We start from the raw sequence: 19,796 nt of genomic DNA, 5'->3' as shown, positions 1-19,796 counted from the left end.
ATTCCCTACTGATGTGCAGCGGCAGCTGTCAATAAAGGAGAAAGTGCTTGCTCCAGATCTCCGATAATATCCTTTGCATCTTCTAACCCCGTAGAGAGTCGAATCAGGCCGTCCGTGATGTTGAACTTGGCTCTCTCCTCTGGAGGAATGGAAAAATGCGTCATGGAAGCCGGATGCTGCACCAACGTTTCCGGGTCTCCTAAACTAAACGATATCATAGCGAGGCGCAGGGCGTTAATGAAAGATTTGGCTGCCTCGTATCCCCCTTTGACCTCGAAGGAAACAATCCCTCCCATGCCCGCCATTTGCCGCTTCGCCAGCTCATGCTGCGGATGGGAAGCCAGTCCCGGGTAATATACGCGGCTGATAGCAGGATGCTTCTCCAAAAACTGCGCTACTGCCTCCGCATTTTGGACGTGCTGTCTGACTCGCAGGCCCAATGTTTTCAAGCCACGCAGGATCAGAAAGGCATCCCAGGCATTCAAGTTTTGCCCCAAATCACCCATGATGTGCTTGCGCATGAATTGGATAAGCTCTTGTTTGCCCACGATAAATCCGGCAATCACGTCTCCATGTCCATTTAAATATTTCGTGGCACTGTGCACGACGACATCTGCTCCGAGCTCCAGTGGTCTTTGCAAATAGGGAGTCATAAACGTATTATCCACAATGACTGTGATCCCACGCTCATGGGCGATCCGGGACAATTCCGTGATATCCAAAACGGTCAGGCAGGGGTTCGATGGCGTCTCGAGGTACAGTACCTTGGTTTGGGGCAAAAAGGCCTTTTTCACTGCCGCAAGATCGGTGCAATCGACAAAATCAGCTTGAATACCGTAGCAAGGGGCCAACGTCGTGAGAAACTTGTGGCTTCCTCCATAGACGTCTCGCGTACACACGACATGGTCGCCTTGCTGGAGAAAAGCGAGCAAAGACGCGGAAATGGCCGCCATCCCGCTGCTGACGCCCAAAGCTGCTTCTCCATTTTCCAATGCAGCAATCTTTTCCTCCAATGTCTGGATCGTTGGGTTTCCATAGCGTCCGTAGTACGTGCCTTCCCTTTGCCCGGCAACACATGCCGCTACCGCATCCGCGTCAGGAAATGCGTAGGCCACAGCCGGAACGACCGCCGACACCACAGCTCCTGTCTTTTGGCAAGGCGTTTGTGCTGTATGAATGATGGCGGTATCCAATCCCCACTTGTTCGTCATGATTCGTCTCTCCTTTATTCTCTGGTAAAGCATTGATATAGCAAGGACTGTGCCAAAGGCAAAAAGCGCATGAAATAAGCATTCCTACTTTTTACTTCCTTGCCATTTTCGCAAGGATGCAAAGATCAATGAATAAGCAATGAAAAAAAGCCGTCAGTTCAACCAACGACTTTTCTCACATCTGCATTTTCGTTTTGCAAAAAAGGAAACAGCCCGTTACACGATGATGCCTCCACCGCTCTTCCGGTACTTCAGAATGCCTTCCGCAGCTCGGTAAGAGAGAGCACCCATCGTTCCTGTAGGGTTGTAACCGCTATTGTGGGCGAATGAGGACGCACCCACTACAAACACATTTTCGGCATCCCACATTTGCAGGTAGTTGTTAACAGCTGATGTATCCGGCGAAGCTCCCATAATTACGCCACCTGTGTTGTGCGTGGATTGGTAAGGGGTGATATCGTACGGTCCCAGCTTTTTATTAATCTCAATTTTTTCGGTGGCTCCCATTTCCTTGACAATTTCACCGCACTTATCCGCACAATACGCGGCAAGCTGTCGATCCTGTTCTTCGAAATCGTACGTGATGCGTATGAGCGGATCGCCAAATACGTCTTTGTAAGTCGGGTCCAAATCCAGGAAGTGGTGTCGAAACGGCATCGAAGCTCCTTGCGCCCCCACCGAGAGGAACCGGTTCGCATACTTGAGAGACGCTGCCTTGAAATCTTTCCCCCAGCTTGGTGTACCTTCTGGAACCTTGTTGTTTGCGATGGGGCGCAGTCCCAGCTGCGAAAGACTGATATTTGCTCCATGAATGAAGTTCAGATCTTTGTGATCGAAGTTGTCCCCGTTATAATCGTCGAGACACATAGCGAGAGCGCCTGCGCCCGCATACAGGTTGAACTCCTTATCGTCAAAAAAGCCGACTGCTCCCCCACGGATGACCTGGTAAGCGTAGTTCTTTCCGATGACACCTTTGCCCGTCGCAGGATCATAGGGACGCCCCAGCTTGGACATGAGCAGCAGTCTCGCGTTGTTGAAGACATAGCTGGTCAACACAACGATATCCGCTGGCTGCTCGAGTTCTTCCCCCGTGGTTACATCCGTGTACATGACACCTGTCGCTTTTTTTCCATTATGTAAAATGCGCCGAACATGAGAGTGGGTACGAATTTCGAATTTCCCTGTCTTTTTCGCAATCGGAATAACGGTTACGACCGGATCTGCCTTGGCTCCGTATTCACAGCCAAAGCGCTCGCAGTAACCGCAGTACTGACAAGCTGCCCTCGAGACTCCATCCGGATTGGTGTAGGCTTCCGACAGATTCGCCGACGGCATCATATAAGGATGCAGGTTCTTCTTTTTGGTCGCTTCCTGAAACATTTTAATGCTGGGCGTCATTTTCATCGGCGGCGTTGGATACGGCTGTGAGCGCTTGCCACCCAGAGGATTTTCCTCACCAGAAATGCCCGCCATCCGCTCAAATTTGTCGAAGTACGGCTCCAGTTGGTCGTACGTAATACCCCAGTCCTGAATCGTCATGCCGTCCGGAATTTTCTTTTCTCCATAACGCTCAATGGTTTTACTGCGGATCTCAAAATCATAGGGCAGGAAACGGAAGGTCTGCCCATTCCAGTGAACACCTGAGCCGCCCAAGCCAGTCCCTAGCAAAAAGGATCCGTACGAACGCATTGGAAGTGCCCGCACACTGGTTTTGCTGCGGAACGTGATGGTTTCCTTGGACAAGTCCTGCATCATTTCGTAGCGCATCGCATAGCGCAGCTCATCGTGCACCATGAAGTAATCTTCTGTTTTTCTTTCTTTTCCTCGTTCCAGACCGACGACAGTCAAGCCCTGCTTGGTCAGCTCAGATGCGATAATTCCTCCGCCCCAGCCAACCCCTACGATGACCACGTCGACTTTCGGCAATTTTTTGGCCATATTGGTTTGTCCCCCTTAATGTTGATGATCCCGCAAACTCAAAGGGGCCATCTTCACAAACTCGTCCTTCTCGATAACTTGGGTATAAGCCATTTGATTACCTGGGTAATTCCTCATTTTCCAGCCATCCATGTTTTTGTTGCCACCGTAAAGAGGGTCTGAGTAGATGCCCTCCAGCGTACTCGCACGAAGCATTTTGAAAAACGCACTGGCAGAAATCGTGGTCAATTTGACCTCATCGGATTCAAATGCCTTCAATACGGCATCCTGTTGCTCCGGAGTGAGCTCATAAAACCGTTTCTTCTGCGTGCTGTTGCTATAATTGTTCATTTCTTGAATACCAATTTCGAAGATCTCCCGCCGCTTCAGCCTGCCTTGGTAGCCTTGCGTCACTTCCCCGGGATAAAAAGGACCCTGCATGTAATCGCGTGCGTTAAAGCCCCAATCTCCTGCCAGCTGATGGTCGATAAAGTATGCTGCTCCAAGCGCCTTTGCCCCAGGTCCACTCTCGTCCTCGGGGAATATTCGCTCGCAGGCTGCATCGACTACCTTGAACTGCTCGGGAGTGAAGAACATCAATGCCTGATTGAAATCGGCTGCCGGAGCAGGTGTTGCTCCAGGAACTTGCGGTGCAGGTGCTTGCTGTCTGTTGAGAAGGCTGCCTGCTACGCCCCCCACAACCAGTCCACCGAGCACAAGCCCGGAGTTTTTCAGAAAGTTCCTCCGTGATACTGGTTGTTCACTTCCGTTGTTTGATTGTGCCAACACTTCCACCTCCTGATGTCTCTATTCACCTGTTTGTGCATTTTTTCGACAAACTAAACAAGCTCTGCCTACATTTTTTCCAATAACCTCCTCAAATACTCAGAGAATCGACAGCGCAGGATAAAAGTATGTAGAAAGCAACTTTGGAGGGATCGAACATGAATCGAATTGGGAAATGGATGGGGACTGGATTGGGTCTGGTGCTTCTGTTGACCGCTTGTAACAATCAGGCTGCACCACAGCCACAGCCGGCACGGACGCAGAATCATGCAGCACCTGGCGATATCGTCATACCCAGCGTAGACAGAGAGAAGAAAGTGACCACCAACTCACTCGGGACTACCTCTAACGGAATGGGCACCAATGTCTACAGCAGCATCGGAAGCTCCCACCTCCACAGCGACGGGCCTTCTACAAAGCTCGAGGCACAATTGAATGCAGCTGGCGTTCATGGCATTCAAGCATTGGTTCTCAAGGACGCAGTCGTCATTTGCCCAGCGACAGTAAGAAGCCAATCGGTCAATCAGATGGATCCGATGCAAACGCATCTTCTCAGCAATTTCACTGGCAGCTCGGCACGCGGAAATGAACATACGACACCCGGAACGGCCGGTACTTTGGGCCGAAGCGATCTCAACACGACTCTTTCACAAGCCCGGGCACAAATTCACAAGCTGTACGGCAAAAAAACGCGTGTACTGACTGTCACTTCCAAACCAGGAATCGATGCATTCGAGCAGGTAAAAAAGCACCTTCGTGAAACCGGGCAGGATGCCAATGCACCAGCGATTAACAAACTCATGCGTGAAGCAAAGCAATAAAAACGCAAACAAAAAAGGGACAAGCATTTGGCTTGTCCCTTTACTTTGCAAGAAACGATCTGATTTCTTTCACGGTTTCCTCTGGATGTGACACCATCAAGAGATGCAGCGCCCCTGGGATGGAGTGAATCTTTGCTTGTCTTACAGCCTGTTGATAAAAAACGACTGCCGCCCGGTGAAATGCTCGCTGTTCATCGTCAGGCAAAAATCGCTCATCTGCGAGAAGCACCAGAACCGGACAAGTGATCGAGTGGAAGAGCGTGTCTTTATCAAACGCAGCGTAGTCGCTAAAATAGCCGATAAATGCCTCTCGCGGCAAACGGTACCCCAGCTTGCCATCTTCTTTTCCCTCCAGCTCGGATGTCATCCAGCCTGTTGGCAGCTTCCCCTCTCCATAGCGATCCGCAAATTGCCGCTCTGCCTCCTCCACACTGGAAAACCGCGCTAATGACAAGCGTTGCACGACCTGATCCAGCTGGAAGCCAGGCACTTCTCCCAGCCGGTAATAGCCTCCGTCCAGCAGGATGAGTCTGGCGATGCGCTCCGGTCGCTGAGCGGCCAGCATCTGCGCAGGCACACTGGAAAACGAGGAAGCTACCACTGTTACCTGATCAAGTGATTCTGCATCCAGCAATCCAATCAAATCGTCTACGATGGCATCAAAAGAAAAGGTCGACTGTTCCACAGAATGTCCGTGTCCCCGCAGATCGACCGCTACGATGCGGAAATGAGCAGCCAAATCAGGGATAATCCCGGCAAACAGCATTTTCGTATTGCGGATGGCATGAAGCAGCAGCAGCGTGGGCGCATGTTTATGCCCAGCAAGTCCGTACTCCATGACAAATCCGTCTCTTTCCACCGTTTTGATCGACGTAAATACAGACCGGTCCATGAATGTTCCCCCCGCTACCCTTCGAACTTCATTCGCTCCAGCTTGGTGTGCTTCACTTTCACCAGATACAGCAGATAGATGAAGCCCACAAATGTCCACATCAAACCGAGAATCATCGACTTGATATCCAGATTGACCCATAAAAAGCCAATAAACGTGGCTCCGATTAACGGCGAGAGAAGATAGCTCCACCACTGGGTCACCCGCAAGCGCTTTTGCCTCCATACATAATGAGCAATGACGCTGAGATTGACAAAGCTAAAGGCGATCAATGCCCCGAAGTTAATAAATGATGTAGCCGTGAGCAAGTCCAAAAACAGCGCCCCCGTCATCAGCAGGCCGACCAACAAAACATTGTACAACGGTGTTTTCAAGCGGGGGTGAATATAGCCAAACCACTTTCTCGGCAGGTAGCCGTCCCGTCCCATCGCGTACAGCAAACGTGTAACACTGGTGACGGAAACAAGCCCGGATGCCAATGTAGACGACAAGGCAGCTGCCAAAAAGACGAGCTGAAAAATCGTTCCCCCGATCGAAAGGGCGATTTCTGCTGACGCTGCTTCCGGGTCAGAAAAGACCGAAGCATCTGGAAACAGCGACTGTGAAAAATAGGATGCTGTGATAAACAGCGCTCCACCACATAAAGCGACGAGGAAAATACCTCGGGGGATAGTTTTCTTCGCATCGACCGTTTCCTCCGTCAGTGTCGTCACCGCATCAAACCCGAGGAAAGAGAAGCAAAGGATCGAGGCTCCCGAAAGCAGCGCCGCAAACGATAAATCCGGCGAAAAAAACGGGCGCACCGTAAACACCTGCTCGATTCCGCCTCCCCCCATCAAGCCGCGAATCGCCAATCCCGCAAAAACAACCACAACCGATATTTGAAACAATACCAGAAAGGAATTCACCGATGCTGTCACGGTGACCCGAAATACGTTCAACAAGGTTATGAGAAGAATAAAGCCAACAATCCACCAATGTGTCGGGACATCAGGAAAAACAGATGACAGGTACACACCGGTTAAGAGCGCGTTGATCATCGGTAAAAACAAATAGTCCAGCAAAGAGGCCCATCCCACCAAAAATCCAGCATAGGGATGAATCGTCTCCTGCGTATACGTGTAAGCGGTCCCTGCGGAAGGAAAGACGCGCACCATTTTCCCGTAGCTTGCGGCTGTAAACAAGATCGCGAGCAGGGTAACGGCATACGCTGCCGGGACATGTCCTCCCGTCTCTTGTGCTACAATGCCAAACGTATCAAAAACAGCCATTGGCGCCATATATCCAAGACCGATCACCACGATATGCCATAATTTCAAACTGCGCTGAAGCTCCGTTGTTCCGTTCACTACCTGTCCCCCTTTTATTCACAATATGAATAATTATACCTATTATGAACTGAATATCCACTAAAACCACTTCGTCATGCGCTCCGGAATTCATAAGCCTAAAGCTTATAAATTCCTATACGTTAAAAAAACGCTGTTGGCACAGTTCCCCATACCAGCAGCGTCTCTCTATTGCCGTTGCATTTTCCCGTTACGCCTTTGGCAGTTCAAACGAGCTCTTCAGCGATACGATGCGGTTGAACACGAGCTTGTCACCGTTTGTATCCTTTGAATCCACGTTGAAATAGCCATGGCGGAAGAATTGATATTTGTCTTGCGGTTTTGTTTCCTTCATGTTTGGTTCTACGAAACCTTTCAGCACCTCGAGGGAATTCGGATTGATGTTATCCAGGAACGTCCCCTCGTTCTCCTCTTCATCGAGAATCAAAGGCTCGTACAAACGGAATTCAGCCGGAACCGCTTGCGTAGCTTCCACCCAATGGATGGTTCCTTTGACCTTGCGTCCGGTAAAGCCGCTTCCGCTCTTCGTTTCCGGGTCATAGGTGCAATGGATCTCGATCACGTTGCCATCTGCATCCTTGATTACGTCATTGCACTTAATGAAATACGCGTTTTTCAGGCGCACTTCGTTTCCAGGGTACAGGCGAAAATACTTGTTTGGCGGGTTCTCCATGAAATCGTCTTGCTCGATGTAGATTTCGCGGGAAAACGGAATTTGACGGTTGCCCATTTCTTCGTTTTCCGGATTGATTTCTGCCTCCAGCATTTCCACTTGGCCCTCTGGGTAGTTGGTGATGACGACCTTCAACGGGTTCAAGACAGCCATCGTGCGTGGCGCTTTGAGCTTCAAGTCTTCCCGGATGAAGTGCTCGAGCATTTTTTCATCGACGGTACTGTTGCTGCGGGCTACCCCTACTTCGCGAGCGAACGCACGAATCGCCTCAGGTGTGTAGCCGCGGCGGCGGAATCCTGCAATGGTAGGCATGCGCGGATCGTCCCAGCCATCTACAATATTTTCGTCCACGAGCTGCTTTAGCTTCCGCTTGCTCATGACGGTATTGGTCAAATTCAGACGAGCGAACTCATACTGACGCGGCACATGCTCCATTTCGCACTCCGCCACTACCCAATCGTACAGAGGGCGGTGGTCTTCAAACTCCAGGGAACAGAGCGAGTGTGTCACTCCTTCGATGGCATCCTCCAGTGGATGAGCAAAGTCATACATCGGATAGATGCACCATTTATCCCCTGTGTTGTGGTGGGAGGCATGGGAAATGCGGTAGAGAACCGGGTCGCGCATGTTGAAGTTTGGAGAAGCCATGTCGATCTTGGCACGAAGAACTTTTTCCCCGTCCTTGAACTCACCGTTGCGCATCCGTGCAAACAGGTCGAGGTTTTCCTCCACAGAACGATTGCGGAAAGGACTATCCACGCCTGGCTCCGTCAATGTCCCACGGTACTTGCGCATGTCCTCTGGCGACAGATCATCCACGTACGCTTTTCCCTTTTTGATAAGGAGAACGGCACGATTGTACATTTCCTCAAAGTAATCAGAAGCGAAGAACAGCCCGTCCCAATCGAAGCCCAGCCACTTCACGTCTTCCTTGATCGCATTGACGTATTCGGTATCTTCCTTAACCGGATTCGTGTCGTCAAAACGCAAGTGTGCTTTCCCGGAAAACTCGTGAGCCAATTCAAAGTTCAGGATGATTGCTTTCGCATGTCCAATATGAAGATACCCGTTCGGTTCTGGAGGAAATCGGGTAATGACTTCTTTTACTTTGCCTTCCTGCAAGTCATCAATCACAATATTTCGGATAAAGTTAGATGACGCTACCTTGTTTTCCAATGAAATCAACCTTTCACTTCACCTTTACATTCCATAATACTGATTCTCCTTCCATAGTTCAACAAAATCGGGCCGTGTGACCGGCCCGATGTCAAACACTCGCGCAGTTATGCTCTTGATGGAGGCCGGTAATAGAGCTGAATCACAGAATCTACAGGCATATGATGATTCAGAATGGCGTTCAGCTTGTTCCTGTGCTCGGGACGTATCAGATGTAACAACGGTTGATCCACATGATTGAAATGCTCGAACGCTCCCGCTGCAATCTCATCCCATTGTCGATAGTAGCGCAGCAGATCGTCTGGCATCACTCTCGAACGATCCGTGCCTTCCTCCGGTAAACAGTCAAAGGGTTCATCCAAGTTCAACGTTCCGTAATCGTCTGTCAGTTCTTCTCCTGGATGAATGTCACGTGCAGCCAGCTCCATATCGTACATCGTCGCTACACATGTCGCGTGGAAGCTGTGGTTCACGTATCGAGCTTTATCCCAGCACAGGATGTACTTTCCGAACTGATTTTTAAACGAATATTTCTGCACGTCCTGTTTTCGTAATGGATCCAGTGTTTCCACGAATGCCGGATCCAATACCTGATCCAGATCATCCATCGCCCACACGATTGTCCCTTTGGGAATGAATTTGGTCGCAAACACGCCATACCCGATTTGATCATTGATATAGCGCAACTCGGTATCGGGATGCATCATGGTGCAGTCACTCCTTGGCGAAGCTGCCTTTTTCTTATCATAAGCAGTTCGGTCAATGGAGGTGTACGATTGACTGTGAAAAAACCGAGGGAAATACCTGCCATTGAATTGGACTAGCTAGCCAGCTCACGTTCTTGCACAAGAAAAGCCGCCTGAGACATTCCCACAGGCGGCTTTTCCTTTTTATACTTTTACACAAACTCAAGCATGCGATCCGGATGGTTCGTGCAAATCTGTACGTCTGGATGCCACGACATCACTGTACGGATGTGCTCTGGATCATCCAAGGTCCATGCAACCACCTTATACCCTTTTTCAATCGCTTCCACTGCCAGTTCTTTAGTCAAATACGGATAGCCCATGGAAAGGATATTCGCTCCCGCTTCCTGCAGCTGCTCCAGCATCAGCACGGGACGGCCTCCTACGATCAGACCAGTTACCACGGTTTCATCCAGCGTACGCACATGACGAATCAGCTCGTGGTCAAAAGACGTGATGTAGACCTCTTGCTTCATATCATGCTGCTCCAAGAGAGCCAATACCTTCTCGGCAATCCCCGGATACATGTCGCTCGTCGCTTTCAGCTCGATGTTCAGCGTGCAGCGACCTTTGACAGCTTGCAGTACCTCATCCAGCGTTGGGATGCGCTCTCCTGTGAACCTTTCGTCCAGCCAGCTGCCTGCATCCAGTTCGCGCAGCTGTTGCAGCGTGTGATCCTTTACAAGACCCTTGCCATTTGTCGTGCGTCCGAGCGTAAAGTCGTGGATGAGCACAGGAACTCCGTCGCTGGATAGCTGCACGTCAATCTCCATTGCAAAAATCGCTGGCTCTGCCAATGCGAGGCGTACAGCCGCCATCGTATTTTCCGGTGCCTTGCCTGACCAACCGCGGTGTGCCATGCAAATGTTCATGTTGCTCACTCCCCAAACCTATTTATTTTTTCAGCAGCTTTTGTCCTTTTTCCGTCGCTTTTTGGATGGCTTCGTCTACGCTAGCCTGACCCAAAACGGCACGCTGGATCTCGGTCATGATGACTTCCTGCAGTTCTTTATAGCCAGGTACCATCGGACGTGGAGAAGCGTATTCCAGCTGCTTTACTGCCACTTGGAAGTTCGGCTCTTTTTCATAGGCCTTCTTCATATCTTCGGACTCGACTGCTTCGGTCGTTACAGGCATGTAGCCGGATTCCAGAGAGAACGGAATCGTTTGCTTCGTATCTGTCATCCACTGCATGAATTCCCAGGAAGCTTTTTTCTCTTCATCGCTGGATTTAGCCAGCATGACCAGGTTCGCTCCGCCTGTTGGTGCACCAAAGTTTTTGTTCGCTGGCAGGAAAGCTGTTCCCAAATCAAATTTGGCATTTTCCTTCAAAGAGCGCAAGTCCCCTGTCGAAGTGAAAATCATGCCGACTTGTTGATTGAGGAAATCCTGTTTGGCAACATCCCATGCGTTGTACTTCTCACCTGGAGGGGCCTTCATGACGCCTTCCTTCAACATACCTGTCCAGAATTCCAACGGCGCTTTACCCGCTTCTGTGTTGATCGCCAGCTCTTTGTTGTCGTCCGTCAGGATTTTACCGCCACTTTGGAATACAAGCGCTTCGTAGAACCAGATGTCAATTGGAGTAGAGAAGCCGTAGGTAGCTGTCTTGTCTCCTTCTTTTTTCGTCATAGCCTGAGAGAATTGACGCAGCTCCTCCCATGTTTTCGGTCCATTCGGGTCGAGTCCTGCTGCCTTCAGCATGTCGCGGTTCAGGTACAAGAGCGGAGTCGAGCGGTTGAAAGGAATGGCGTACAGTTTGTCTTTCCAGTAGGAGTTCCCCAGAAGTCCAGGAATGTACTTCTTCTCCGCTCCGTTAGCGTATGGTCCCAGATCCTCCAGCACTTTCGCATCCGCGAATGCACCGATCGAGCCTACCTCTACCATGGTCACATCAGGCTGGTTCCCGGCAGATACAGAGGCCAGTACCTTGGAATGGTTTTCATAGTAGCTACCTTGATACGCGGGCTTTACCACAATATCTTTATGCGAGGCGTTGAAGTCCTTGACCATCTTTTCGATGTATTCCCCGTTTTTGCCGCCGAGCGCATACCAGAAGTCGATTTCCACCGGTTTGCCTGCACTCGCAGTCTGTCCTTGCGGCGCTGTGCTTCCACCCGATTGCGTATTCGTGCCTGCCGCTTCCTTGCTGCTTCCACACCCTGCCAGAACTGCTGTCACGCTAAGTACACACGCCAACATGGATACCTGTAACTTTTTCACGAATAGATCCTCCTTTTAATGGATACCGCTTATTTGGACTGATAGACAAACGCGCTGATAATGTGCCGCTGTGCGAAGAAAAAGACGACGAGGATGGGCAGGACGAGAATCATGTTGCCTGCCATGATGACGTTCCACTGCTTACCGCCTTCCGCTGCCTTCAGCATCGAGATCCCGATCGGCAGCGTACGCACACTATCACTGTTCGTCATGATCAGAGGCCAGAAGTAATCATTCCAGTGGTAGATAAAGCTGAACAATCCAAATGTGACGAGCACCGGCTTTGCCATCGGAACCATGATGGTCCACATGATTTTCCATTCCGATGCACTGTCGAGACGCGCAGCCTCGATGACTTCATCAGGTACCTGCATGAAGGCTTGGCGCAAGAGAAAGATCCCAAATGCGCTGGCGCCAAACGGGAGAATCAGCGACCACAAAGTGTTGACCAGCCCCCAGTGGCTCATCTCCACATAGACCGGCAAAAAGATAACCTGCGAAGGAATCATTAATGCAATCAGACTCAGTCCAAACAGCAGGTTGCGTCCCGGAAAACGATACCGGGCAAAGGCATAGGCAGCGGGCACCGCAATCAGAAACTGCAGAATCAAGATGCCGCCAGCCACCAAAATGCTGTTCATGACGTAGGTGACGAACGGTCCGGAGCTCCAAGCGATACGGAAGTTCTCGAATTGCCAGGACTCGGGCCACCATGTCGGTGGAAACTGATAGACCTCCGGCATGGTTTTAAAGGCAGTCAAGAACATCCACAGAAACGGGAAGACAAAGACGAGTCCGACAGCTGCCAGCAGCACCCACTCTACCGTTTTCCATGCGGTTCTTCCTACTTGCAACATGAGCGAGTCTCCTTTCTGGTTGAATGTCTTACCGATAATGAACTCTTTTCTCCATCAAGCGGAAGTGCAGCCAAGTCAAGAAGCCTACCATGGCGAGCAGGATGACTGACGCGGCAGAGGCGGCACCGCCGTTGTAAAAGTCCATGCCTTGTTCATAGATGTAAAAGACGAGCATGTTGGTGCTGTTGACCGGCCCACCCTGCGTCATGATGTAAATCGTGTCGAACACCTGAAAGGACGAGACCGTATTGATGACGAGCAAGAAAAACATCGTTGGTGAAAGCATCGGAATGGTAATGCGTGTCAGCGTCCGCCACCAGGGAGAGTGGTCTAGGTCCGCCGCTTCGTAGATATCTTTCGGGATACTTTGCATCCCAGCGATGAAGACCAGCGTGTTGTACCCCACGCCCTTCCAAATGCTGACCAGGATCAGGGAGACCATCGCGCTCTTCGTGTCTGACAGCCACGAGTACCCGGGCAATCCCACCATCTCCAGGATGGCGTTCAACAGACCGTACTGCGGGTCCATGAGCCACATCCACAGCATCGCGATGGAGACGAGTGACACGATGTGCGGGCTAAAGACAGCTGCCTGGACAATCCCGTATACTTTTGCCTTCCGATTGAGCCAGAGCGCCAGCATAAAGGACAGGAGGATCCCCAAGCCAACCGTGACGACGGTATAGATGAGCGTATTGCCCAATACCTGCCAAAAATCTTCCTCCGCCATCAACGCCGTAAAGTTACCGAGCCCAACCCACTCCATCTCTTCCAGGTTCAGCAAGGACCAGTCAAAAAAGGACAAGTAAATCACATAGCCGATGGGAAAGAAGAAGAAGAGGGCAAAAAACAGCATAGCAGGGGCGACATACAGGTATGGTCGAAGCCGCTCCATCCAATCGATGGGGACTTCCGCTGCTTGATTACTCGTTCCGGAAAGCTCTGGTGCAGCTACCGCTTTGTGCATCAGACCATCCCTCCAGCCAATGCATGCTGACCCACTCGCCCAACGCCTTTCCCTATCCGTTTCCCGGTTGCCCGATCAAACTCGTAAATGTTAGCGGCATCTACAATCACTTGTACGTGGGTACCCATTTGGATCGAAATTTCCGTATCGACTTTGACGACGATGCGTCCTTTTTCCGTTTCCACGTGGCAAAGTGACTCCGCTCCCAGGATTTCACGCGAGATCACCGTTCCTCGCAAAACGCGCTGCTCGATCGATGAGGCAGGTGCTGCAGACTCGGCAAGCAGCTGTGCCTTCTCGGGGCGGAATCCCCATACGACCGCACTGTTTTCCTCATCTTTCACAATGTTCATCGCCGGAGAGCCGATAAACTGGGCGACAAACAGGTTGTCCGGTTCCTGATACAGCTCCAGTGGTGCCGCCACCTGCATGATATTGCCTTCACTCATGACGACAATCTGATCGCCCATCGTCATCGCTTCCACCTGATCATGCGTCACGTAAATGAACGTGCTGCCCAGCTGTTTATGCAGACTCGTCAGCTCTACCCGCATCTGGTTGCGCAGCTTCGCGTCCAGGTTGGAAAGCGGTTCGTCCATCAAAAACACTTTTGGCTTCTTCACCATTGCCCGCGCCAATGCCACGCGCTGACGCTGACCGCCAGAGAGCTGGGACGGTTTGCGTTTGAGGTACTGGGTCAAGCCGACGATCTCCGCGATTTCCTCTACGAGAACTTGGCATTCTTTTTTCGAGGTGCCACGATTTCGCAATCCGTAGGCAATGTTGTCGTAGACGTTCATCGTTGGGTACAGGGCGTAGTTTTGAAACACCATCGCTACGTCCCTTTTTCCCGGCGGCAGCTGATTGACCGTTTGATCCCCGATCAAGATCTCGCCGCCTGTTGCGCTCTCCAACCCGGCGATCATCCGCAGCGTCGTAGATTTTCCGCATCCCGAAGGTCCTACCAGAACCGTAAACGATCCATCGGGTATCAGGAGATTAATCCCTTTTACGACCTGTTGATTGGCGAATGATTTGGTTACTTGATTTAACACCACTCGTGCCATCTGGATCAGATCCCTCCTTGCATTTTTACAGTCAGCATCTCACCAACAAAGGCTTCAAAATCAACGAAGCGGTAATCCGGAACGGCATGCTGCCACTCTTCTGGTCCATACCATTCCAGCACGACTGCCTGTACGTTTGCTCCCACAGCCGCCAGTACATCGAAACGGCTGTCGCCAATCATCATGGCCTGCTCCGGGCGTCTCCCCAGCTCAGCTAGCGCCTTTTGGACAGGCTCAGCAGAAGGCTTGCCCTGGGAGACATCGTCTACGGTGACAATCGACGCAAACAGATGGTCAATTCCGGCCAGCTCCAGCCCGGCCAGCGCAAATTCGCGCTGCTTGTTGGTGACAATCGCCAGTTCATAGCCTGCCGCCAGCAGCTTCTCCAAGCCTTCGCGCACAAACGGAAAGAGCTTCACATGCTGCTCGTGATTTTCCCGGACATAGGCGAAATAGTCATCGAGCACTTCTTTTTTGTCCGGCATACCAGCTGCCTCTGCTACGGCTGCGAGAAAGTCGTCAAACGATTCCCCAAAGCGTCCGAGCAGCTCCTCCCGGCTAAAATGACCGGGTGCGTATTTTTCTGCTGTATGGGCAACGGCATCGATCACGGCGTCTCGACTGTCCAAGAGTGTCCCGTCGAGATCAAACAACAGGGCGTGAATCATGTACAAAACTCTCCTTCCACAATGAGGGGCTACCTACGGAGACAGCTGTCGCACCATGCTGTAGTACACGCTCCATCTGCTCTCGCTTGCGGATCAGGCCACCTGCAATAATCGGGGTATCCAGCATGCTTCTGTATTCTTCGAGAAATTCTGGCAATAGACCCGGCATCAGCTCTACAGCGTCAGGCTGTGTTTCCTGAATGGATTGAAGCCCGGACTTCAGCGCATCGCTGTCTACCAGAAAATGTCGTTGTATCGTCAGCAGACCTTGTTTTTTTGCCAGCTTGATCAAGGTATTCCTCGTCGTTACGATTCCATCTGGCTTCACATAATGGGAAAGAAAGGCGATTCCTTCCCGGTCGTAGCTGATTCCGCCGACACGCTCCAAATGGATAAACACGGGAATGTCGCGGCTTTTGAAAAAATCGACGTACCCTTTGATCACCCCGATGTTTCCGATGGAGAGAACGACTGCACTCAGATTTGCCTCTGCGGCTTTTTCCAGGTACTTCGCTTCCTTCACCGAAGCAATCAGCTTGTAGTGATCGAGTCTTGCGAGGAATTCCGTTGGATTCATTTGTTTGTCCTCCTTTGCGCATAGCAAAAAACCCTGCGAAACAACAATGCCAAAGAACTCTCGAGGAAAGTGCTTGGGTGTTGCTGTCGGGGGTTTCTCCATGGCTCCAACCGAGGGAATCTGTTCACTTGTCACTTAGAATGGTAATCCAGCAGCGTTAAGGTAACGTGAAGGACATGTTAAAAAAGGGAAAAGGAAATGTGAATTGACAGAATGAGTGAACCACTCTTATCATAATCTATATTCAAATAATCAAATATTCAAAGATAAGAAGGGTTCTATCATGAAGTGGACAGGAAGATTCGAAGGCTATTCGATGCAGTCGTTTCGAAAGGATTGTGTTTCTGGTTTCATAGTAGCTGTTATCGCGCTGCCACTCGGAATGGCGTTTGCGATCGCCTCTGGAGTCAAACCGGAGTATGGCATTTACACCACCATTGTCGCGGGCATTTTGATTTCCCTGTTCGGAGGGTCGCGCTTTCAGATCGGCGGTCCCACTGGAGCGTTTATCCCCATTTTATTTGCCATCGTCATGCAATACGGGTATGAAAATCTGCTGATAGCCGGACTCATGGCAGGGATACTGCTTGTCATCATGGGGGTGCTCAGGCTCGGCGCTTTGATCAAGTACATTCCTCGGCCGGTGACTGTCGGGTTTACCGCAGGAATTGCTGTCATCATTTTCAGTGGGCAAATCGTACACTTTCTGGGCCTTCGCGACATTCAGAAGCATGAGGACTTCCTCTCCAATATGAAGGAGATCGTGCTTCATCTTTCCACTCTCAACCTGTACAGCATCACGACAGCATGCATTTGCTTCGCTCTCATCCTGTTGACGCCGCGGATTTTCCCAAAAGTTCCTGGTTCCCTCATCGGCTTGGTTATCTCCACTCTCGTAGCTGTGCTATTATTTGAAGAGAACGTCGCCACGATCGGTTCAACATTTGGAGCTTTTCCCGGCACACTGCCTTCTTTTCATTTTCCCGAAATCACACTCGAACGCATCCAGACCTTGTTGAATCCTGCGCTGGTCATCGCTCTGTTGGGAGCTGTCGAGTCTTTGCTGTCTGCAGTAGTGGCTGACGGCATGTCCAACCAAAGGCATAACAGCAATCGGGAGTTGATCGGTCAGGGGATCGCGAATATCATCACGCCCCTGTTCGGCGGCATTCCGGCTACAGGAGCCATTGCCCGTACAGCTACCAATATCAGAAGCGGCGCTGCCTCTCCTCTGTCCGGTGTGATTCACGGTTTCATCGTCTTGCTGATTCTGGTCTTATTTGCCCCTTACGCCTCACACATTCCGCTAGCAAGCATGGCACCTATCCTGATGCTGGTGGCATGGAACATGAGCGAGCGCAGGGAATTTCTTCGTATACTCAAAACCAAGACCAGCGATTCCGTCGTTCTTTTGATTACATTTCTCCTGACCGTATTTACCGATTTAACCCTTGCTGTTGAAGTTGGGCTGGTTCTAGCCATTCTCCTTTTCGTCAAACGGATGAGCGGATCGCTGATGATTGCCAAAGCACTGCCAGATCCAGACAGCAAACACCAGAAGGTCATGCCTCACATGGTTTCAGCCGTGCACGACTGCCCGCAAATCAGCATCTTCACGATTGAGGGCCCCTTGTTCTTCGGGGATGCGAGCTTGCTTGAAAAGTCTATCCTCAGCAAAGCTACGTCTTCGTCCGGTATCCTGCTTCTGCGTATGGGAGGAGTTCCTTTTCTGGACACCACGGGGGAGGCAAGTCTAGCGAGCATTGTCCGGCACTTTCACTCGCAAGGCGGAACGGTGCTTTTTTCCGGCTTGCGGGATCAACCCAAAGCTCTTTTGAAACGCACTGGCCTCTACGAAAGAATCGGGGCGAAGAACGATTTCGCGCACACCGGAGAGGCCATCGACAGTGCCCTGACCAGACTGAATCATGCAAAATGCCTGGGCTGTCAGCATTTTGTCTTTCGTGAGTGTTCCGCACTATCCGATCAGGGAAACATCAGGCAGACTGCAGCTGCCCAGAACCGGGAGCTGCCTGCGGATTCTTAAAGATGGAGGATTCTTTCATTGAATTTAGAACTGCAACAGTTTAAAGCTGATTTTTTTAAAGCCTTGGGTCATCCTTTGCGCATTCGCATTTTGGAGCTCTTGTCCGAGGGAGACAAAAATGTAAACGAGCTTCAAACCCTGATTGGCAGTGAGGGGTCAGCCGTCTCCCAGCAGCTCGCCGTCCTGCGAAGCAAAAACATCGTGTACGGAACAAAAGACGGCAACAAAGTAACCTACTCCCTGCGTGACCCGATGATTATAGATCTCTTGTCAGTGGCCCGCCAAATTTTTAACAACCACCTGATTGATGCCATTTCGATGCTAGACCGTTTCAACGAAGATTAGCGAAGTCTCCACACCATAGAAAAAGCCCAGGACCCTATCAAATGTCCTGGGCTTTTTCCCCTTTTTCACTTCACGCTAATGACGGCATCCAGCGCGATCAAGGCTTCTGCTTCAATGGCCTTGGCCAAATTTTCCGTATGCGGATTGTAATCCTGCAGCAGGTCAGCATCAGCAAAACCGTCGATGGCCAAAATAGATCCGGCTTTCATCCCGCGCAAGGCTGCGATGACAAACAGCGCGGAGTTCTCCATCTCAACAGCCAGTACTCCGGCTTTTTGATAGAGCTTGTGCGGGAATTCCAGTACACCGTTGTAGAAAACGTCCAGCGTCAACGTGATGCCTTCTGCGATGTGGAGACCGGAATTGCTAGACTTTGCTGCTTCGACCAGCGCCCCTGCCACTTGGCGATTTGCGATTGCCGGAAATCCTGGAGGCACGAGCTGGCTGGTCAGTCCATCCTGGCGAACAGCTGCCGTGCTGATGACGAGGCTGCCCGGTTGGATCTCCTGTTGATAGGAGCCAGCCGTGCCCACACGGATGATGACTTCTACTCCGCCTTTTGCCAATTCCTCAAAGCAGACTGCCGCCCCTGGCGAACCGACGCCATGGCTGACAATCGCCACCTCAACGCCCTTCCATTCCCCTGCGTAGCTATGATACTCCCGGTTTTCCGCCAGCTGGCGGTGATTGCCCAGCTTGGACGCGATCAAAGCGGCACGCTTCGGATCCCCACACACAATGACGCGCTTTGGCAGCTCGGCGGGATTGATCTTCAGATTCGTCAGCATCTTAATCAAACTCCTTTTTCTCCCACTCGTCTTCCGGAATCGGCAACGCTTCTCCGGAGAACCGCTCTTCTAAAAAAGGATCCCCATTTATATGAAAGCCGTTTTGCTCCCAGAAGCCAGGTTTGTTTTCATCGATAAATTCAAAGCCGCGCAGCCACTTCACACTCTTCCAGAAATACAGATGCGGCACGACTAGACGCAGCGGCCAGCCATGCTTGTCCGTCAGAGGCTCTCCGTCCAACGAATGCGCCAACAGGACATCCTCGCGATCCAAATCGCTGAGATGCAGGTTGGTCGTATATCCTTGGTCGCCATGCAGCATGACGTAAGAGCTTTTCGGCGTCACTCCGATCGCCTGCATGAAATCACGGAAGCGAACCCCAGTAAAGGCATTGTCAAAACGGGACCAACGCGTCACGCAGTGAATATCGCGGGTAACTGTCGACTGCGGCATATCCATGATCTGTTGATAAGTCAAGGTCACTTCCCGATCGACCTCTCCAAATACGCGCAGTGTCCACTCGTTCATGTCGTAGACAGGCACTTCACCTTCATGGAGAATCGGAAAGCGCTCCGTCAGCACTTGCCCAGGCGGGAGACGCTTTGCCAATGCCGGATCGACTGTCGGCACCTTCATTCGTTTGATACGTTCTGCCTTGTTCATCACGCACTCCTCCTTTTGTTTT

At 51.1% G+C, this 19,796-nt stretch carries 19 protein-coding genes; 3 read left to right on the top strand and 16 right to left on the bottom strand.

Features of this window, described 5'->3' with window-relative positions; genetic code table 11:
• Positions 1-5: 5 nt before the first annotated feature.
• The 3 genes from EDM55_RS18850 to EDM55_RS18840 form a co-directional block, all read right to left on the bottom strand.
• A complete protein-coding gene (locus EDM55_RS18850) occupies positions 6-1,214 on the bottom strand; it encodes a trans-sulfuration enzyme family protein (protein WP_122961076.1) in 1,209 nt (402 codons plus the stop codon).
• 213 nt (positions 1,215-1,427) lie between these two features.
• Positions 1,428-3,149: a GMC family oxidoreductase gene (locus EDM55_RS18845; RefSeq protein WP_092268358.1), complete on the bottom strand. Its 1,722-nt coding sequence runs from the start codon at positions 3,147-3,149 to the stop codon at positions 1,428-1,430.
• A gap of 15 nt (positions 3,150-3,164) precedes the next feature.
• Positions 3,165-3,914, bottom strand: a complete 750-nt coding sequence (locus EDM55_RS18840) for a gluconate 2-dehydrogenase subunit 3 family protein (protein ID WP_092268359.1) — start codon at positions 3,912-3,914, stop codon at positions 3,165-3,167.
• 158 nt (positions 3,915-4,072) lie between these two features.
• Here EDM55_RS18840 and EDM55_RS18835 point away from each other — a divergent pair, with 158 nt between their 5' ends.
• Positions 4,073-4,735 carry a hypothetical protein gene (locus EDM55_RS18835; RefSeq protein ID WP_092268360.1) on the top strand — a complete coding sequence of 221 codons (663 nt, stop codon included), beginning with the start codon at positions 4,073-4,075 and terminating at the stop codon, positions 4,733-4,735.
• 40 nt (positions 4,736-4,775) lie between these two features.
• Here EDM55_RS18835 and EDM55_RS18830 read toward each other — a convergent pair whose 3' ends face one another.
• The 11 genes from EDM55_RS18830 to EDM55_RS18780 form a co-directional block, all read right to left on the bottom strand.
• Entirely contained in the window at positions 4,776-5,627 is an 852-nt protein-coding gene (locus EDM55_RS18830) for an alpha/beta fold hydrolase (protein WP_092268361.1), read from the bottom strand.
• A gap of 14 nt (positions 5,628-5,641) precedes the next feature.
• The gene (locus EDM55_RS18825; protein WP_122961057.1) at positions 5,642-6,976 is read right to left on the bottom strand and encodes an APC family permease; all 1,335 of its coding nucleotides are present in this window, start codon (positions 6,974-6,976) and stop codon (positions 5,642-5,644) included.
• 190 nt (positions 6,977-7,166) lie between these two features.
• The gene (locus tag EDM55_RS18820) at positions 7,167-8,834 is read right to left on the bottom strand and encodes a glutamine--tRNA ligase/YqeY domain fusion protein (RefSeq protein WP_092268363.1); all 1,668 of its coding nucleotides are present in this window, start codon (positions 8,832-8,834) and stop codon (positions 7,167-7,169) included.
• 98 nt (positions 8,835-8,932) lie between these two features.
• The gene (locus EDM55_RS18815; RefSeq protein WP_092268364.1) at positions 8,933-9,532 is read right to left on the bottom strand and encodes an SET domain-containing protein; all 600 of its coding nucleotides are present in this window, start codon (positions 9,530-9,532) and stop codon (positions 8,933-8,935) included.
• Between the two features lie 191 nt (positions 9,533-9,723).
• Positions 9,724-10,443 carry a glycerophosphodiester phosphodiesterase gene (locus EDM55_RS18810; protein WP_122961056.1) on the bottom strand — a complete coding sequence of 240 codons (720 nt, stop codon included), beginning with the start codon at positions 10,441-10,443 and terminating at the stop codon, positions 9,724-9,726.
• A gap of 22 nt (positions 10,444-10,465) precedes the next feature.
• A complete protein-coding gene (locus EDM55_RS18805) occupies positions 10,466-11,773 on the bottom strand; it encodes an ABC transporter substrate-binding protein (protein ID WP_092268458.1) in 1,308 nt (435 codons plus the stop codon).
• A gap of 50 nt (positions 11,774-11,823) precedes the next feature.
• Positions 11,824-12,651, bottom strand: a complete 828-nt coding sequence (locus EDM55_RS18800) for a carbohydrate ABC transporter permease (protein WP_122926546.1) — start codon at positions 12,649-12,651, stop codon at positions 11,824-11,826.
• A gap of 28 nt (positions 12,652-12,679) precedes the next feature.
• Positions 12,680-13,618, bottom strand: coding sequence for a carbohydrate ABC transporter permease (locus EDM55_RS18795; RefSeq protein WP_122961055.1), 939 nt, complete (start codon positions 13,616-13,618; stop codon positions 12,680-12,682).
• Complete coding sequence (locus EDM55_RS18790) at positions 13,618-14,685, bottom strand: ABC transporter ATP-binding protein (RefSeq protein ID WP_122961054.1); 1,068 nt, start codon at positions 14,683-14,685, stop codon at positions 13,618-13,620. Before EDM55_RS18790 ends, EDM55_RS18795 begins: the two co-directional genes overlap by 1 nt.
• Before the next feature lie 5 nt (positions 14,686-14,690).
• Positions 14,691-15,353 carry an HAD family hydrolase gene (locus EDM55_RS18785; protein WP_122961053.1) on the bottom strand — a complete coding sequence of 221 codons (663 nt, stop codon included), beginning with the start codon at positions 15,351-15,353 and terminating at the stop codon, positions 14,691-14,693.
• Entirely contained in the window at positions 15,331-15,930 is a 600-nt protein-coding gene (locus EDM55_RS18780; RefSeq protein ID WP_122961052.1) for a glycerol-3-phosphate responsive antiterminator, read from the bottom strand. Before EDM55_RS18780 ends, EDM55_RS18785 begins: the two co-directional genes overlap by 23 nt.
• Positions 15,931-16,213: 283 nt before the next feature.
• Here EDM55_RS18780 and EDM55_RS18775 point away from each other — a divergent pair, with 283 nt between their 5' ends.
• Together EDM55_RS18775 and EDM55_RS18770 are read left to right on the top strand one after the other, a co-directional pair.
• Entirely contained in the window at positions 16,214-17,977 is a 1,764-nt protein-coding gene (locus EDM55_RS18775; protein WP_122961051.1) for a SulP family inorganic anion transporter, read from the top strand.
• Positions 17,978-17,995: 18 nt separating this feature from the next.
• Positions 17,996-18,322, top strand: coding sequence for an ArsR/SmtB family transcription factor (locus EDM55_RS18770; RefSeq protein ID WP_092268372.1), 327 nt, complete (start codon positions 17,996-17,998; stop codon positions 18,320-18,322).
• Positions 18,323-18,387: 65 nt separating this feature from the next.
• On the opposite strand, the gene EDM55_RS18765 is transcribed toward EDM55_RS18770, so the two are convergent.
• Positions 18,388-19,110, bottom strand: coding sequence for a nucleoside phosphorylase (locus EDM55_RS18765; protein WP_122961050.1), 723 nt, complete (start codon positions 19,108-19,110; stop codon positions 18,388-18,390).
• Position 19,111: 1 nt separating this feature from the next.
• Positions 19,112-19,774 (bottom strand): sulfite oxidase-like oxidoreductase, encoded by a 663-nt coding sequence (locus tag EDM55_RS18760; RefSeq protein ID WP_122961049.1) that lies wholly within the window; start codon positions 19,772-19,774, stop codon positions 19,112-19,114.
• Positions 19,775-19,796 lie beyond the last annotated feature (22 nt).

It is taken from the genome of Brevibacillus centrosporus (genome assembly GCF_003710815.1).
Taxonomy (GTDB): domain Bacteria; phylum Bacillota; class Bacilli; order Brevibacillales; family Brevibacillaceae; genus Brevibacillus; species Brevibacillus centrosporus.
This window is presented reverse-complemented; position numbering and strand designations above follow the sequence as displayed.

Excerpts from the sequence above, each read along its gene's own strand:
- EDM55_RS18845 (WP_092268358.1), bottom strand. The coding sequence starts at position 3,149 with ATGGCCAAAAAATTGCCGAAAGTCGACGTGGTCATCGTAGGGGTTGGC.
- EDM55_RS18835 (WP_092268360.1), top strand. The coding sequence starts at position 4,073 with ATGAATCGAATTGGGAAATGGATGGGGACTGGATTGGGTCTGGTGCTT.
- EDM55_RS18830 (WP_092268361.1), bottom strand. The coding sequence starts at position 5,627 with ATGGACCGGTCTGTATTTACGTCGATCAAAACGGTGGAAAGAGACGGA.
- EDM55_RS18815 (WP_092268364.1), bottom strand. The coding sequence starts at position 9,532 with ATGATGCATCCCGATACCGAGTTGCGCTATATCAATGATCAAATCGGG.
- EDM55_RS18810 (WP_122961056.1), bottom strand. The coding sequence starts at position 10,443 with ATGAACATTTGCATGGCACACCGCGGTTGGTCAGGCAAGGCACCGGAA.
- EDM55_RS18805 (WP_092268458.1), bottom strand. The coding sequence starts at position 11,773 with ATGTTGGCGTGTGTACTTAGCGTGACAGCAGTTCTGGCAGGGTGTGGA.
- EDM55_RS18800 (WP_122926546.1), bottom strand. The coding sequence starts at position 12,651 with ATGTTGCAAGTAGGAAGAACCGCATGGAAAACGGTAGAGTGGGTGCTG.
- EDM55_RS18795 (WP_122961055.1), bottom strand. The coding sequence starts at position 13,618 with ATGCACAAAGCGGTAGCTGCACCAGAGCTTTCCGGAACGAGTAATCAA.
- EDM55_RS18790 (WP_122961054.1), bottom strand. The coding sequence starts at position 14,685 with ATGGCACGAGTGGTGTTAAATCAAGTAACCAAATCATTCGCCAATCAA.
- EDM55_RS18785 (WP_122961053.1), bottom strand. The coding sequence starts at position 15,353 with ATGATTCACGCCCTGTTGTTTGATCTCGACGGGACACTCTTGGACAGT.
- EDM55_RS18780 (WP_122961052.1), bottom strand. The coding sequence starts at position 15,930 with ATGAATCCAACGGAATTCCTCGCAAGACTCGATCACTACAAGCTGATT.
- EDM55_RS18775 (WP_122961051.1), top strand. The coding sequence starts at position 16,214 with ATGAAGTGGACAGGAAGATTCGAAGGCTATTCGATGCAGTCGTTTCGA.
- EDM55_RS18765 (WP_122961050.1), bottom strand. The coding sequence starts at position 19,110 with ATGCTGACGAATCTGAAGATCAATCCCGCCGAGCTGCCAAAGCGCGTC.
- EDM55_RS18760 (WP_122961049.1), bottom strand. The coding sequence starts at position 19,774 with ATGAACAAGGCAGAACGTATCAAACGAATGAAGGTGCCGACAGTCGAT.